At 68.3% G+C, this 15,869-nt stretch carries 11 protein-coding genes; 6 read left to right on the top strand and 5 right to left on the bottom strand.

Features of this window, described 5'->3' with window-relative positions; translation table 11 throughout:
* The 3 genes from siaA to ACTWJ5_RS00985 all read right to left on the bottom strand — a co-directional run bounded on the left by siaA (position 1) and on the right by ACTWJ5_RS00985 (position 3,478).
* On the bottom strand, positions 1–1,995 hold the full coding sequence (siaA, locus tag ACTWJ5_RS00995; protein ID WP_261747217.1) for a biofilm regulation protein phosphatase SiaA: 1,995 nt from the start codon (positions 1,993–1,995) through the stop codon (positions 1–3).
* 213 nt (positions 1,996–2,208) lie between these two features.
* The gene (locus ACTWJ5_RS00990) at positions 2,209–2,859 is read right to left on the bottom strand and encodes an HAD family hydrolase (protein WP_253392045.1); all 651 of its coding nucleotides are present in this window, start codon (positions 2,857–2,859) and stop codon (positions 2,209–2,211) included.
* A gap of 76 nt (positions 2,860–2,935) precedes the next feature.
* Positions 2,936–3,478, bottom strand: a complete 543-nt coding sequence (locus ACTWJ5_RS00985) for a gamma carbonic anhydrase family protein (protein ID WP_423360040.1) — start codon at positions 3,476–3,478, stop codon at positions 2,936–2,938.
* A gap of 78 nt (positions 3,479–3,556) precedes the next feature.
* On the opposite strand from ACTWJ5_RS00985, the gene prlC reads away from it, so the two are divergent.
* Both prlC and ACTWJ5_RS00975 read left to right on the top strand, forming a co-directional pair.
* Entirely contained in the window at positions 3,557–5,602 is a 2,046-nt protein-coding gene (gene prlC / locus ACTWJ5_RS00980) for an oligopeptidase A (protein WP_444437298.1), read from the top strand.
* Positions 5,602–5,868, top strand: coding sequence for a YheV family putative zinc ribbon protein (locus ACTWJ5_RS00975; protein ID WP_301500440.1), 267 nt, complete (start codon positions 5,602–5,604; stop codon positions 5,866–5,868). Before prlC ends, ACTWJ5_RS00975 begins: the two co-directional genes overlap by 1 nt.
* A gap of 268 nt (positions 5,869–6,136) precedes the next feature.
* Here the strand turns inward: ACTWJ5_RS00975 and ACTWJ5_RS00970 are convergent, their stop codons facing one another.
* Positions 6,137–8,650: an EAL domain-containing protein gene (locus ACTWJ5_RS00970; protein ID WP_253407777.1), complete on the bottom strand. Its 2,514-nt coding sequence runs from the start codon at positions 8,648–8,650 to the stop codon at positions 6,137–6,139.
* Positions 8,651–8,969: 319 nt separating this feature from the next.
* Between ACTWJ5_RS00970 and ACTWJ5_RS00965 the strand changes: the two genes are divergently transcribed.
* The 4 genes from ACTWJ5_RS00965 to ACTWJ5_RS00950 all read left to right on the top strand — a co-directional run bounded on the left by ACTWJ5_RS00965 (position 8,970) and on the right by ACTWJ5_RS00950 (position 14,649).
* Positions 8,970–10,541, top strand: a complete 1,572-nt coding sequence (locus ACTWJ5_RS00965) for an inorganic phosphate transporter (RefSeq protein ID WP_444439705.1) — start codon at positions 8,970–8,972, stop codon at positions 10,539–10,541.
* Between the two features lie 360 nt (positions 10,542–10,901).
* Complete coding sequence (locus ACTWJ5_RS00960; protein ID WP_116425926.1) at positions 10,902–11,963, top strand: PA0069 family radical SAM protein; 1,062 nt, start codon at positions 10,902–10,904, stop codon at positions 11,961–11,963.
* Between the two features lie 248 nt (positions 11,964–12,211).
* Positions 12,212–12,928 (top strand): carbonic anhydrase, encoded by a 717-nt coding sequence (locus tag ACTWJ5_RS00955; RefSeq protein ID WP_444437297.1) that lies wholly within the window; start codon positions 12,212–12,214, stop codon positions 12,926–12,928.
* Between the two features lie 176 nt (positions 12,929–13,104).
* Positions 13,105–14,649, top strand: a complete 1,545-nt coding sequence (locus ACTWJ5_RS00950; protein ID WP_444437296.1) for a SulP family inorganic anion transporter — start codon at positions 13,105–13,107, stop codon at positions 14,647–14,649.
* A 489-nt stretch (positions 14,650–15,138) separates the two neighbouring features.
* Here the strand turns inward: ACTWJ5_RS00950 and ACTWJ5_RS00945 are convergent, their stop codons facing one another.
* The gene (locus tag ACTWJ5_RS00945) at positions 15,139–15,720 is read right to left on the bottom strand and encodes an alpha/beta hydrolase (RefSeq protein ID WP_444437295.1); all 582 of its coding nucleotides are present in this window, start codon (positions 15,718–15,720) and stop codon (positions 15,139–15,141) included.
* Between the last annotated feature and the right edge of the window lie 149 nt (positions 15,721–15,869).

Raw genomic sequence — 15,869 nt, 5'->3', positions numbered from 1 at the left:
CTACTCGAATCGGAAGGACAGGATGGTGATGTCGTCGCGTTGCGGCCGTTCGCCCTGATAGTCCGCCAGGGTAGCGGCAAACACCCGCGCCTGCTCGGCCAATGGCAGACGTGAATGACGGCGCAGCAGTTCGGCGAAGCGGCTGTTGCCGAAACCGAAGCCGTGCTCGCCACCGGCCTGGTCGAGGAAGCCGTCGGTGCACAGGTAGAAGGTCCAGCCCGGCTCCAGCGGCAGCTGGATATTCTCGTACTCTCCCTGGCGCTTGTCGCCGATGGCGCGTCGGCCGCCCTTGTATTCGCGAACCTCGTCACCATTGCTGGCGAACAGCGAGATCTTCGCCCCGGAGAAATGCAGCAGCCGGCGGCCGTGGTCGACGCGCACGAAACCGGCGTCCATGTTGGTGGCCAGGGCCTGGGTCACCCGCTCCTGGCTGATCATGCCGCGCATCACCTGGTCGGTCTCGCGCAGGATCGACGCGGGGTCGTGGCTCTGCACGCTGTCGATGGCGTGGTCGATGGCGGCCAGCGCCAGCATGGTCATGAGCGCGCCGGGCACGCCGTGGCCGGCGCAGTCGACCACGCCGATCAGGCTGTCCTCGCTGCCTTCGCGGTAGATGTAGAAGTCGCCGCCGACCACGTCGCGCGGCTTCCACAGCACGAAGTGGTGCTGGCCGAGGGACGACTGCAGTTGGCGGTCGGGCAGGATGGCGCGCTGGATCAGGCTGGCGTAGTCGATGGAATCACCGATCTTCTTCTGCGCCGCGGCCATCTCGCGGTTGGCCTGCTCCAGGGCCTGGGTGCGCTGGCGCACCTTGTCCTCCAGGTCCTCGGTGTGCCGGCGGACCTGGTTGGCCATGCTGGCGAAGGCGTCGGACAGCTCGCCGATCTCGTCGCCGCGGGACTTGGGCAGCGGGTTGTCGTACTGCCCGGCGGCGATCGCCTTGGCCGACTGGCGCAGGCCGCGCAGCGGCTTGAGCAGCAGCAGCTCGACGGTGTAGGCGAAGCCGATCAGCAGCAGCGCCAGCAGGCCCAGCAGGGTGCCCGCCAGCGGCCAGATCCAGCGGCTGTCGAGCACCTGCGCGGCGTGCAGGTCGACGGCGCTGAGCACGTGCCAGCGCAGCTCGGGAATGTACGCGGTGGCCAACAGCTGCTGCTTGCCGTCGAGGGTGGCCCAGAAGGTGCGCACCTCGCCCGGGTGCGCCTGGGCGTCGTCCATCACCTGGCGCAGGCCCTTGCGTTCCTCGTCGCTGCCCAGCAGGTCGAAGACCCGGTGGCCGCCGTTGTCGGCGGTGCCGGCGCCGGAGCTCAGGGCGATCAGCTTGCGGTCCGGGTGCGCCTGGATGGCGCCGTCGGCGTCGACGATCATCGGCGTCACCCCGGGCTCGCGGCGCGAGATGAACTGGTCGAGGAAGGCGGTCAGGTCCAGCCCGCCGCCGGCCAGGCCGACCTTGTGGTTGCCGGCGATGACCTGGACGTTGAACCAGACCTTGGTGGCGCGCAGCTTGGCGTCGTAGTTGACGTTGATGTTGTAGGGGCTGTCGCTGGCCATGGTCGCGAAGTACCAGGCGTCCTGCGGGTCGTCGCGGCTGAGGGTGTAGCGCGGGGCGTTGGACAGCGGCGAGGTGGAGTCGTTGAAGTAGTAGTGCAGCGAGGAGTCGACGATGACGAAGTAGGAATACTCGCCCTGGTCGCCGCGGTAACCGTCGGCCTCACGGAAGAAGCGCGTGCGCCGCTCGGAACTGCTCTCGTCCAGCAGCCAGTCCTGGGTCACCACCGACTCGGCCAGGCGCCGCGACAGCGACAGCTCGCGGATCACCGGGGCGAGGATCTTCTGCTGGTTGAGCAGGGTGAAGTTCTTCGCATAGGCCAGGCCGAAGTGCGTACGGATGTCCTCCATCGCCTTCCAGCCGAGCAGCACCGCGGGAACCAACGCCAGAACGCAGGCCAGTAACAGCGCTACCACCGATTTGCCGCGCAATCCCCATCGTGCCGCCATGGCTGTCCCCAGAAATCCCGTTCGCCGAGTCAGTGTCGTTCTTTTGGCGAAAGCGCAATTGTGCAGGCGAGCCTTTCCCCAGGCAATGCAAATTAATGGCTATTTGCCATATTTTTGACGTCATCCGACTGACTCATTCTAGACGCGATTTCCCCCACCGCCACGGCGCCCCCGCAGCGGCACGGGGAGGCGGTCCTCCCGGGGTCTTGCGCCTCAGCCGGCGGCGAAGGCTGCGCGCAGTTCGCCCAGGTTGGCGAAGTAGTGCGCCGGGCTTTCGGCCAGCAGCTCCTCGCGGCTGCCGAAGCCATAGCCGACGCCGGCGGCGCTCAGGCCGTTGCGGTGCGCGCCGATCAGGTCGTGCTTGCGGTCGCCGATCATCAGCGTCTGCGCCGGGTCCAGGCCTTCGAGGCGCAGCAGGTGCTCGATCAGCTCCACCTTGTTGGTGCGGCTGCCGTCCAGCTCGCTGCCGTAGATCACCTTGAAGTGCCGGGCGAAGTCAAAGTGCCGGGCGATCTCGGCGGCGAACACGGTGGGCTTGCTGGTGGCGATGAACAGCGTGCGGCCCTGGCCGCCGAGCAGCGCCAGCAACTCGCCGACGCCGTCGAACACCCGGTTCTCGTACAGCCCGGTGTCCTTGAAACGCACCCGGTAATGGTTCACCGCCTCCCAGGCCCGCGCCTCGTCGAAGCCATAGGTGCTCATGAAGCACTGCAGCAGCGGCGGACCGATGAAGTGCTCGAGCCGGCGCAGGTCCGGCTCGTCGATGCCCAGCTGCGCCAGGGCGTACTGGATCGAACGGGTGATGCCCTCGCGCGGGTCGGTGAGGGTGCCGTCGAGGTCGAAGAGGATGTTCTGGTAGTGCATGGGAACTCACTTGGGCTGGGCCGGGCGCAGATTGACGCTGACGCCGCCTGGCGAAAAGAGATGACTGACGGACGGCCTACCCGGCATAGCCCTCGGCGATGTGCTGGTCCTTCAGCTTCACATAATTGCCAGCGGTATAGGCGAAGAAGGACCTTTCCTTGTCGCTCAGCGGGCGGGCCTTCTTCGCCGGGCTGCCGACATAGAGGAAGCCGCTTTCCAGCACCTTGCCCGGCGGCACCAGGCTGCCGGCGCCGAGGATCACTTCATCCTCTATTACCGCGCCGTCCATGACGATGCAGCCCATGCCGACCAATACGCGGTTGCCGACGCTGCAGCCGTGCAGCAGGACCTTGTGGCCGACGGTCACTTCGTCGCCGATGGTCAGCGGGAAGCCGTCGGGGTTGTAGGGGCCGGCGTGGGTGATGTGCAGCACGCTGCCGTCCTGGATGCTGGTCCGGCTGCCGATGCGGATGCGGTGCATGTCGCCGCGGATGGTGACCTGCGGCCACACCGAGCTGTCGGCGCCGATTTCGATGTCGCCGATAAGCACGGCGCTGGGGTCGACGAAGACGCGCTCGCCGAGTTGCGGCGTTTTACCCTGATACGAACGTATGGCCACGATAGTTTTCCTTCAGGCTGCGGATGCCGTCGATTGTATTTAAGATGGCCGGGTGTTTCCTCAGCCAAGGTTGCCACCGTGAGCGCGAATCCCCTTCTGCAGTCCTACGACCTGCCGCCCTTCTCCGCCATCCGCCCCGAGCACGTGAAGCCGGCCATCGAGCAGATCCTCGCCGACAACCGCGCCGGGATTGCGCGCATCCTCGCCGAACAGGGCGCGAACCCGAGCTGGGACGGCCTGGTGCTGGCCATGGACGAACTGCATGCGCGCCTGGGCGCGGCCTGGAGCCCGGTGAGCCACCTCAACGCCGTGTGCAACAGCACCGAGCTGCGCGAGGCCTATGAAGGCTGCCTGCCGCTGCTCTCGGCCTACTGGACCGAGCTGGGCCAGAACCGCGAGCTGTTCAAGGCCTACGAGGCCCTGGCCGCCAGCCCCGCCGCGGCGAACTTCGACGTGGCGCAGAAGACCATCCTGGAACATGCCCTGCGCGATTTCCGCCTGTCGGGCATCGACCTGCCGGCCGAGCAGCAGAAGCGCTACGCGGAAATCCAGGCGCGCCTCTCCGAGCTGGGCAGCCGCTTCTCCAACCAGTTGCTGGACGCCACCCAGGCCTGGACCAAGCACGTCACCGACGAGGCGGCGCTGGCCGGCCTGACCGACTCGGCCAGGGCGCAGATGCAGCAGGCCGCGCAGGCCAAGGGCCTGGACGGCTGGCTGATCAGCCTGGAATTCCCCAGCTATTTCGCGGTGATGACCTACGCCGACGACCGCGCTCTGCGCGAAGAGGTCTACGCCGCCTACTGCACCCGCGCCTCCGACCAGGGCCCCAACGCCGGGCAGAACGACAACGGTCCGGTGATGCAGGAAATCCTCGACCTGCGCCAGGAGCTGGCGCGCCTGCTGGGCTACGCCAACTTCTCGGCGCTGTCGCTGGCGACCAAGATGGCCGAATCCCCGGAGCAGGTGCTGCACTTCCTGCGCGACCTGGCGCTGCGCAGCAAGCCCTACGCGCAGCAGGACCTCGACCAGCTCAAGGCCTACGCCGCCGAGCAGGGCTGCGCGCAGCTGCAGAGCTGGGACTCCGGCTACTACGGCGAGAAGCTGCGCGAGGCGCGCTACAGCGTGTCGCAGGAAGCGCTGCGCGCGTACTTCCCGGTGGACAAGGTGCTGTCCGGCCTGTTCGCCATCGTGCAGAAGCTCTACGGCATCCAGATCCGCGAGCTGCATGACTTCGAGCGCTGGCACCCGGACGTGCGCCTGTTCGAGATCGAGGAGAACGGCCAGCACGTCGGGCGCTTCTACTTCGACCTCTATGCCCGCGCCAACAAGCGCGGCGGCGCCTGGATGGACGGCGCCCGCGACCGCCGCCGCGACGCCGCCGGCCAGCTGATCGCCCCGGTCGCCTACCTGGTGTGCAACTTCACCCCGGCGGTGAACGGCAAGCCGGCGCTGCTGACCCACGACGAAGTGACCACGCTGTTCCACGAATTCGGCCACGGCCTGCACCACCTGCTGACCCGCGTCGAGCATGCCGGCGCCTCGGGCATCAACGGCGTGGCCTGGGACGCGGTGGAGCTGCCCAGCCAGTTCATGGAGAACTGGTGCTGGGAGCCCGAGGGCCTGGCGCTGATCTCCGGCCACTACGAGAGCGGCGCGCCGCTGCCCCAGGACATCCTGGAGAAGATGCTGGCGGCGAAGAACTTCCAGTCCGGCCTGATGATGGTGCGCCAGCTGGAGTTCTCGCTGTTCGACTTCGAGCTGCACACCAGCCACGGCGACGGCCGCAGCGTGCTCGACGTGCTCAACGGCGTGCGCGACGAGGTGGCGGTGATGCGCCCGCCGGCGTACAACCGCTTCGCCAACAGCTTCGCGCACATCTTCGCCGGCGGCTACGCGGCCGGTTACTACAGCTACAAGTGGGCGGAAGTGCTGTCGGCCGACGCCTTCTCGCGCTTCGAGGAAGAGGGCGTGTTCAACCCGCAGACCGGCGCGGCCTTCCGCGAGGCCATCCTGGCCAAGGGCGGCTCGCAGGAGCCGATGGCGCTGTTCGTCGCCTTCCGCGGCCGCGAGCCGTCGATCGACGCGCTGCTGCGCCATTCCGGCCTGACCGGGGAGGCTGCGTGATGGCCGAGGTGAAGAAGCGCTTCATCGCCGGTGCGGTATGCCCGGCCTGCAGCGAGCAGGACAAGATCCTGATGTGGGACGAGGACGGCGTGCCGCACCGCGAGTGCGTGGCCTGCGGTTATGCCGACACGCTCAATGCCCAGGGGCAGTCGGTGCCGAAGGAGTTGGCTACGCGGGTCAATACCAGCGCGTTGAAGAAGCCGGCTGATCCGAAGGTGCAGGGGGTGCAGTTTTTCCCTAATCCGAAGTTGAAGAAGAAGGATTGAGGTTGCTGGGGGGATTGGTGCTGGGGGTTTAGAGCGCCCTCTCCCTAACCCTCTCCCTGAAGGGAGAGGGGACTGTTCGGCGTGCTTGGGTATTCCTGAGTCAGCCGGCAACTCTGCAGGTTTCAGGTGAAACCAAACTTTCTCTCAGCACGGACTAGCCCCCTCTCCCTTCAGGGCGGGGCGCGCAGCCGAGGGCTGGGGAGAGGGAGCGGAGTCAACCCGACACGCCAGAGCCACCGGCAAACCCGGTTCGCGAGCAAGCTCGCTCCTACAACCCCCTCCCCCTCCTCACCAACCACTCCTCCAGCGCCGCCGCCGGCAAGGGCCGCGAGAACAGGTAACCCTGGGCCACCGGGTAGCCCTGCTGGCGCAACAGCTCCAGTTGCGCCTCGTCCTCCACCCCTTCGGCGACCACCATCAGCTCCAGGCTGCGGCCGATGTTCATCACCGCGTCGGTCAGCGCCTGCGCCGCTGCGCCGGCGTTCAGCTCGGCGACGAAGCTGCGGTCGAGCTTCAGTTCGCTGATCGGCAGGCGGTGCAGGTAGCCGAGACTGGAATAGCCGGTGCCGAAGTCGTCCATCGACAGGCGCACGCCCAGGCCGTGCACGGCGCGGAGGATGTCGAGGGTCGCCGGGTGGTTGTCCAGCAGCATGCCTTCGGTGATTTCCACCACCAGGTCGGTGCCGGCCAGGCCGTTGCGCTGCAGCAGGTCCTGCAGGCGCACCGGCAGGTCGGGGTCGCGGAAGTCGGCGGGGGACAGGTTGACCGCCACCGCCGGAACGTGGATGCCGCGCCGGCGCCAGTCGGCCAGTTGCCGGCAGGCCTCGCGCAGCACCCACTGGCTGAGTTCGCCGATGATGCCGCACTCCTCGGCCAGGGGGATGAAGCGGTTCGGCGCCACCGCGCCGAGTTGCGGGTGGCGCCAGCGGGCCAGGGCTTCCACCGCGTGCACGCGGCCGTCGTCCAGGCGCACCTGGGGCTGGTAGTGCAGGCTCAGCGCCTGGCGCTGCACGGCCTCGCGCAGCGCGCTTTCCAGGGCCAGGCGTTCCTGGGCGCGCTGGTTCATCTCTTCGCTGAAGAAGCGGTAGCTGCCGCGCCCACCGTTCTTCGCCTGGTACATGGCGATGTCGGCGCGGTGCAGCAGCGTCTCCATGTCCCGGCCGTTGCTGGGGAACAGGCTGATACCGATGCTCGCCAGGGTGATCAGGCTGACGCCGCCCACCCGGTGCGCCAGGGCCAGGCGGGCGAGGATGCGCTCGGCGATCTGCGAGGCGAGCAGGCCGCCGCAGTACGGCAGCACCACCACGAACTCGTCGCCCGACAGGCGCCCCACCAGGCCCTGCTCGCGCACCACTTCCTGCAGGCGCGCCGCCACCAGGCGCAGCAGCTCGTCGCCGGCCGGGTGGCCGAGGGAATCGTTGATCTGCTTGAAGCGGTCCAGGTCGATGAACAGCACCGCCATTTCCGCCTCGTCGCTCTCGATGCGCGTCATCGCCTGCTCGGCCTCGGCCAGCAGCAGGCTGCGGTTGGGCAGGCCGGTGAGGGTGTCGTAGAAGGCCAGTTGGCGGATGTGCGCGCGAGCTTCCTCGCGCTCCAGGGCCAGGGCGCAGAGCGGCAGGCTGACGTCCACCAGGCGCAGGTGCAGCTCGTCCGGGCCGCGGCACTGCTCGTAGTAGAAGGCAAAGGTGCCGATGACGCGGCCCTCGCTGTTCTTGATCGGGCTCGACCAGCAGGCCTTCAGGCCCAGGGGCAGCGCCAGATGGCGGTAGTCGTCCCACAACGGGTCGCTGGCGATGTCGCTGACCATCACCGCCTTGCCCCGGTAGGCCGCGGTGCCGCAGCTGCCGGCGCGGGGGCCCATGCGCGCGCCCTCGATGGACTGCGAGAAGGTCTCCGGCAGGCTCGGCGCCGCCAGCGGGTGCATGCGCCCCTGGGCGTCCACGCGCAGGATCGAGGCCTTGACCTCCGGGGCGATGCGCTCCACCTCGCGGCACACCAGGTCCATCACGTCCACCAGCGGGCGCTCGCGCACCAGGGCGTCGAGCACCTTGTTCTGCAGCACTTCATGCAGCTTGGTGTGGGTGATGTCGGTGAGCAGCATCACCGAGTTCACCGGCTGGCCGCGGGTGTCGAGGATGGGGTTGGCCACCACCGAGCACCACAGCGGCCGGCCGATCAGGTCGCGCACCAGCTCTTCGCTGCGGAACAGCCCGGCGCCGGCCTGGCGCCAGCGCCGCACGCTGGCCTGGGGCACCTGCAGCAGCTCCGAGGGATAGCGCCCCTGGGCCTGCTCGGCGTTCCAGCCGAACATGCGGCTGAAGCCGGCGTTGACGTAGAGGATGCGCCCCTCGCGGCCGGTGACGATGACCGCGTTGTCGGTCTCGTTGGCGGCCAGTGACAGCACGTCCATCTGCTCGCGCTGGCGGCGCTGCAGGGTGCAGTCCTTGACGAAGGCGGTGAGCAGGCGCTTGCCGTCGAACTCGATGTGCGAGATCGACATCGAGCCCCACAGCCGGCTGCCGTCGCGGCAGCGCATCGGCACCTCGCTGCGGCTGCCGACGATGCCCTCGGTCTCCAGGCTGGCGTCCAGGCGCGGGCGCACCTCCTGGGGCAGCAGCAGGCCGACGTCCTGGCCCAGCACCGCCTCGCGGGAATAGCCCCACAGGCGCTCGGCGGCGGCGTTGAACAGCAGCACGCGGTTGTGCTCGTCCAGCACCACCACGCCATCGATGGCCTGTTCGAGAATCTGCGCGAAGACATCCGGGAGCTGGTCGTAGGGCATGGCTGGCATCCATCTCGGAAACGCACTTGGGCTTTCTTCCTGCATGACAGTGCCCTCGGGTGGCCCACCAGGAAAGCGTAGTGGCTGAAATACTGGCACGGCTAATAGCCATTTGACATATCGCCTGGACCGCCTATCTCGGAAACATTGGAGAACCGCAGCGCCGCCCGGCGGACTAGGCTATTAGGCATTTGCAGGAAGGAGCCGCCAGTGCCCCCTCGCCCCTCCCCCGACACCACAGTCTCCGACAGGGAGCACAGCGGACGTGCTTGACCGTTACCACCTGCTCCAGTCCCTGCGCGCCACGCGCGTCTCGCGCATGCCGGTGAACCCGGTGCTGCAGGAGGTGGCCACGCCCACCGGGCAGGTGCTGTTCTTCCTCCTGCTCGGCGGCGGCCTGGTCTACACCTTCGGCAACCTGGCCCTGGACATCCTCGCCCAGGGCGGCCAACTGCGCCCCAGCGGCACCCTGCTGGTGCTGGCCCTGGCGCTGCTGATCGCCCTGGGCTTCGAGTTCATCAACGGCTTCCACGACACCGCCAACGCGGTGGCCACGGTGATCTACACCAACGCCCTGCCGCCGCAGCTGGCGGTGGGCTGGTCGGGGTTGTGGAACCTGCTCGGCGTGCTCTTCTCCAGCGGCGCGGTGGCCTTCGGCATCGTCACCCTGCTGCCCCTGGACCTGCTGCTGCGGGTGGACAGCGCCGCCGGCCTGGCGATGATCTTCGCCCTGCTCGGCGCCTCCATCCTGTGGAACCTCGGCACCTGGTGGCTGGGCCTGCCGGTGTCGTCGTCGCACACCCTGATCGGCTCCATCGTCGGCGTGAGCCTGGCCCACGGCGTGCTGAGCGGCACGCTGGGCATCGACGGCAGCGCCTGGGAGCAGCTGCAGAAAGTCGGCTACGCCCTGCTGCTGTCGCCGCTGCTGGGCTTCCTCGGCGCCGGCCTGCTACTGCTGGGTATGCGCGCGGTGGCGCGGCGCAAGACGCTGTTCAGCGCACCCCAGGGGCGCCAGCCGCCGCCGCTGGGCATCCGCGCGCTGCTGGTGCTGACCTGCACCGGGGTGTCCTTCGCCCACGGTTCCAACGACGGGCAGAAGGGCATCGGCCTGATAATGCTGATCCTCGCCGCGCTGATGCCGCTGAGCTTCGCCGTCGACCGCGGCCAGGCGCCGGCCCAGGTGCAGCAGCTGCGCGAACTGGCGCACCGGGCCGAACTGCAGCTGCGCCGGCTGGCCCCGGAAGACATCCCCACGGCCCCGCGCCGGGTGCTGCTGGACTACCAGAGCGAGCAGCGCCTGACCCCCGAGGTGCTGCCGGCGCTGGCCGCGCAACTGCACAACATAGGCGCGCGCCTGCGCGGCCACGACGACCTGAGCGGGCTGCCCGACGACGAGGTGCTGGCGCTGCATAACGAGCTGTACCTGAGCGTGGAGACCATCCGCCAGCTCGACCGCACCGAGCAGGTCTTCGACGTGGACACCTGGAGCACCCTGCAGGCCCTGCGCGACCGCAGCCTGGACACCGTCCAGTTCATCCCGCCGTGGGTCAAGGTGGCGGTGGCCCTGGCCCTCGGCCTGGGCACCCTGGTGGGCTGGCGGCGCATCGTCACCACCGTCGGCGAGGGCATCGGCAAGCAGCCGCTGACCTACGCCCAGGGCGCCAGCGCGCAGCTCACCGCGATGCTCACCATAGGCGCGGCGGACATCTACGGCCTGCCGGTGTCCACCACCCAGGTGCTCTCCTCCGGCGTCGCCGGGACCATGACCGCCAACGGCAGCGGCCTGCAATGGCAGACCATCCGCAACATGCTGCTGGCCTGGGTGCTGACGCTGCCGGCGGCGATCTGCCTGGCGGCGCTGCTGTACTGGTTGTTGCGGGTGTTGATCTGAGGTCGGCAATGGCATGAGCGCCGGCCCTGCCGGCGGAATCGCGGATGAATCCGCTCCTACGGGGTGCGGGAGAAACACTCTCGTAGGATGGGTTGAGCGAAGCGATACCCATCACCATTCGTAGGGCGTACAACCGTTCGCGGTTGTACGCCGTTACCCAACCCGATGTCGGCTTCCTGGTCGGGTTCGGAGCGCCTTGAGGCGGGGCTTCGGGTTTGGCTCCGCAGGGGGCCTGGAGCCATGGTCAAACGGCGGATAACCGCGAACGGTTATCCGCCCTACGCCCGACCATCCATCGGCGGGGGCTGTCATTCACATGGGAATACTGTATTTATATACAGTATTTTCTGGAGCCCACCCATGTCCTCTCCCCTGCCGCCGCGTGGCCGCGGCACCGCCAGCAATCCGCACAACCGCTTCGCGCCGACCCGCAGCGAGGCCGAGGACGACGGCTGGTACCAGGACGAGGCGCCGCCCTGCCGCGCCACCGAGGTGCGGATGGAGCAGGCGAAGACGGTGATCAGCCGCAACCAGTCGCCGGACGTCGGCTTCGACCGCTCGATCAACCCCTACCGCGGCTGCGAGCACGGCTGCATCTACTGCTTCGCGCGGCCCAGCCACGCCTACTGGGACCTGTCGCCGGGCATCGACTTCGAGACGCGGCTGATCGCCAAGACCAACCTCGCCGAACGCCTGGAAGCGGAGCTGAGCAAGCCCGGCTACGTGCCGCGGCCGATCGCCCTGGGCATCAACACCGATGCCTACCAGCCGCTGGAGCGCGAGCAGCGCCTGACGCGCCAGGCGCTGGAAATCCTGCTGCGCTTCCGCCACCCGCTGCACATCATCACCAAGGGCTCGCTGATCCTGCGCGACCTCGACCTGCTGGGCGAACTGGCCAGCCTCAACCTGGTCAGCGTGGCCTTCAGCCTCACCACCCTGGACAACGAGCTCAAGCGCATCATGGAGCCGCGCACCGCCAGCCCCGGCGCGCGCCTGCGCGCCATGCGCACCCTGCACGAGCACGGCGTGCCGGTCAGCGCGGTGCTGGCGCCGATGATCCCGATGGTCAACGACATGGAGCTGGAGCGCCTGCTGGAAGCCGCCCGCGACAACGGCGCGCGTTCGGCCGGCTACATCCTCCTGCGCCTGCCGCTGGAGATTTCCGAGCTGTTCCAGCAATGGCTGCAGGCGCACTTCCCCGACCGCGCCGAGCACGTGATGAGCCTGATCCGCCAGAGCCGCGGCGGCAAGGACTACGACAGCCGCTTCGGCACGCGCATGCGCGGGGAAGGCGTGTTCGCCGAACTGCTGGCCAAGCGCTTCCAATTGGCCGCCCGCCGCCTCGGGCTGGACCGCCGCGACTACGGTGGGCTGGACTGCTCGCTGTTCCAGGTCCCGCGGGCGCAGATGAGCCTGTTCTGAGGCGGCGCATTCACATCATCGGGCCATGATAGCTTGTCGGCATCATCGGCGATCTTGCCTCAAAAACATCTGTAACGTGCGAGATAGAGCGATTATTTAATTTTTGATTAATCTTCCTTGTCTAGGGTTGCGTGAACAGGATGACCCCACGGTCACGAAAGTCATTTCCCATCGTTTGTGCCTTTTCGCCAGGCGCGAGACGTCGGCAAGCATGGGAAAATCCATCGACACTCTTCGAGGCTCATGCAATGAACGACAAATCGCACGGTGAGGAGCACATCACGGAGAATGCCGACGAGGCCCTGCGGCGCATCGTCGAAGGTTTCCGCCAGTTCCGCCAGGAAGTCTTCCCGCAACAGGAAGCGCTGTTCAAGAAGCTCGCCCATGCGCAGAACCCGCGCGCCATGTTCATCACCTGCGCGGATTCGCGCATCGTCCCCGAACTGATCACCCAGAGCTCGCCGGGCGACCTCTTCGTCACCCGCAACGTCGGCAACGTGGTGCCGCCCTACGGGCAGATGAACGGCGGCGTGTCCACCGCCATCGAGTTCGCGGTGATGGCCCTGGGCGTGCAGCACATCATCGTCTGCGGCCACTCCGACTGCGGCGCCATGAAGGCCGTGCTCGACCCGCAGACGCTGGAGCGCATGCCCACGGTGAAGGCCTGGCTGCGCCACGCCGAGGTGGCCAAGACGGTAGTCGAGCAGAACTGCGGCTGTGCCAGCCACGACACCCTGGACATCCTCACCGAGGAAAACGTGGTGGCCCAGCTCGACCACCTGAAGACCCACCCCTCGGTGGCCGCGCGCCTGGCCAGCGGCCAGTTGTTCATCCATGGCTGGGTCTATGACATCGAGACCAGCCAGATCAAGGGCTACGACGCCGAGGTGGGCCACTTCCGCCCGCTGGACGGCGAAGGTCCGATCCCCATGGCGACGCCGCGCCCGCGCTACTCGCAGTCCTGACCCAAACGGGCACGGCGCCCGCCTCCACAACGACAGCCGTGCCCGCTTCCTGACCTGACACCTGCCCGAACCCCGCGCCGGCCCGCCGGCGCGGCCTGACAACCTGCGCGTGTCGATGCCGCTACCTCGGCGTCGTGGGCCTTCTCGCGCCCGAAAAAACCAAGGAGGACAGCGCCATGCCCGTTCCCCAACCCCTTCATGCGCCCCTGCGCGCCCTCAAGGACAACCTGCCCCGCGACCTGCTGGCCTCGGTGGTGGTCTTTCTCGTCGCCCTGCCGTTGTGCATGGGCATCGCCATCGCCTCCGGCATGCCACCGGCCAAGGGCATGCTCACCGGCATCGTCGGCGGCCTGGTGGTCGGCCTGCTGGCCGGCTCGCCGCTGCAGGTCAGCGGGCCGGCGGCGGGTCTGGCGGTGCTGGTCTTCGAGCTGGTGCGCAGCCATGGCATGGCCATGCTCGGGCCGATCCTGCTGCTGGCCGGGCTGATCCAGCTGGTCGCCGGGCGCCTGCGCCTGGGCTGCTGGTTCCGCGTCACCGCGCCGGCGGTGGTGTACGGCATGCTCGCCGGCATCGGCATCCTCATCGTGCTGTCGCAGGTCCACGTGATGCTCGACCTCCAGCCCCAGGCCTCGGGGCTGGACAACCTGCTGGCATTCCCTGCCGCCCTCGCCGCCTCGCTGGGCAACGGCCCGCAGGCCCTGGCCCTGGGCCTCGGCACCATGGCGCTGATGTGGGGCTGGGAACGCTTCCGCCCGGCGCGCCTGCGCTTCCTGCCCGGCGCCCTGCTCGGGGTGAGCGCGGCGACCCTGGCGAGCCTGGCGCTGCCCATGGACGTGCTGCGGGTGGAAGTGCCGGAACAGCTCAGCCAGGCCATCGACTGGGTCCGCCCGGCCGACCTGCTGCGCCTGGCCGAACCCGAGCTGCTGCTGGCGGCCCTGGCGGTGGCCTTCATCGCCAGCGCCGAGACGCTGCTCTCCGCCGCCGCGGTGGACCGCATCCACCAGGGGCCGCGCTCGGACATGGACCGCGAGCTGTCCGCCCAGGGCGTCGGCAACCTGATCTGCGGCCTGCTCGGCGCGCTGCCGATGACCGGGGTGATCGTGCGCAGCTCGGCCAACGTGCAGGCCGGCGCCCGCAGCCGCCTGTCCGCCATTCTCCACGGCCTCTGGCTGCTGGCCTTCGTCGCCCTGCTCGGCGGGCTGCTGCGGCAGATTCCCATCGCCAGCCTGGCCGGGGTGCTGGTCTACACCGGGCTCAAGCTGGCCGATCCCAAGGCGCTCACCGGCCTGCTGCGCTACGGGCGGATGCCGGCGCTGGTGTACCTGGCCACGGCTTTGGGCATCGTCCTCACCGACCTGCTCACCGGCGTACTGGTGGGCTTCGCCCTGACCCTGCTCAAGCTGGCGCTGAAGGCCGCGCGGCTGAAGGCCAGCCTGCACTACAACGGCGCCGGCGACGAAGCCGAGCTGCGCCTGGTGGGCGCCGCCACCTTCCTGCGGGTACCGCAGCTGGCGCGCCTGCTGGACCAGGTGAAGCCGGGCACCACGCTGCACGTGCCGCTGCAGCACCTGCGCTACATCGACCACGCCTGCATGGAACTGCTGGAGGACTGGGGCCGCGCCGCGGCGGCCAAGGGCTGCCGGCTGAGCCTGGAAAACCACGGCCTGCGCCGCCGCCTCGAAGGCCGCGCACGGCGCGAGGCGGGAGCGGCAGGTTCGTAGGATGGGTTTCTGCTGTCATGCCGCGACACTCATGACAGCCGGATCGCGGATGAGATCCGCTACACCGTGCTACCCGCGCTCGGAGCCTGCGGTCCCCTCACCCTCTGGAAGAGGGCAAGCCCGAGCACCAATGCATTCCCATGTAGGAGCGCGCCCTGCGCGCGAAATCGCGGGCAGGGCCCGCCTACACCTCCAGGGAAGCACGGCTTTTCGTAGGATGGTGTTGAGCGAAGCGATACCCATCACCACGGCAGCATGGGTATCGCAAGCTCAACCCATCCTACGAAGAGCGCATCGGCGCAAGACAGTTGCTCCTACCGTATGGGCAAGGCACGGCCTCTCGTAGGAGCGAGCTTGCTCGCGAACCGCATGGCACCGCGCTTGTTCGCGAGCAAGAACTAGGCGTCCCCCTCGATCCTACGAAAAGCACCTCGGCGCAGTTGGAAAGACAGTTGCTCCTGCAGGCTGAGGCCGGATTTTCCGGCTCGCTCAGGCCCGGCGGCGTTCGCGCTGGTCGATCAGGTACTGCAGGCGGAACAGGTGACGGTAGCCGGCTTCCCAGGCCCCATGACCGGACTTCACATTGATGTGCCCGGCATCCGGCAGGATCAACGTCTCGGCGCCCCAGGCGCGGCCCAACTGCAAGGCGCGCTGCGGACTGCAGGCGGCGTCGTTGTCCGAGCCCACCAGCACGCTGGGAAAAGGCAGGGCGTCCAGGGCGATGGGGGCGAAGTTGCGCAGCGCCGCATGGCAGGTCTCGCGCTCGACGTCGGCGGGCGCCACCAGTAGGGCGCCTGCCACCTGGGCCAGGGCCCTGGGCCCGGCGCGGCGGGCCCAGGAAGCGACGGTGACGCAGCCCAGGCTGTGGGCGATCAGCACCACGCGGCCGGGCTGGCGGCGGATCTCGCGGTCCAGTTCGGCAACCCAGTCGACATGCCGCGGCGTCACCCAGTCGCGCTGTTCCACCCGCGAGGCGTTGGGCAGCGCGCGCTGCCAGTGGCTTTGCCAGTGCTCGCCCTCCGAGCCGTGCCAGCCGGGCACCAGGACATAGCGGACGCGTTCGCTGCGCATGGGTTCATCCCCCTGAAAGTCGTCATGGGGAGGCAGTGTAGGTGGGCTTCGTCAATAAATTAAGGAATAAAAAATGCTTTGCTTATGCTGTATTTGCTTATTCCCGCACTTCTTGATTCGCGACAAGTACGCAGGGGGCTGGAAGGCGT

Source organism: Pseudomonas sp. A6, from assembly GCF_052367875.1.
Lineage (GTDB): Bacteria > Pseudomonadota > Gammaproteobacteria > Pseudomonadales > Pseudomonadaceae > Pseudomonas > Pseudomonas citronellolis.
Note: the sequence above shows the minus strand (reverse complement) of the source record. Positions and strands in the feature narration are given on the sequence as shown.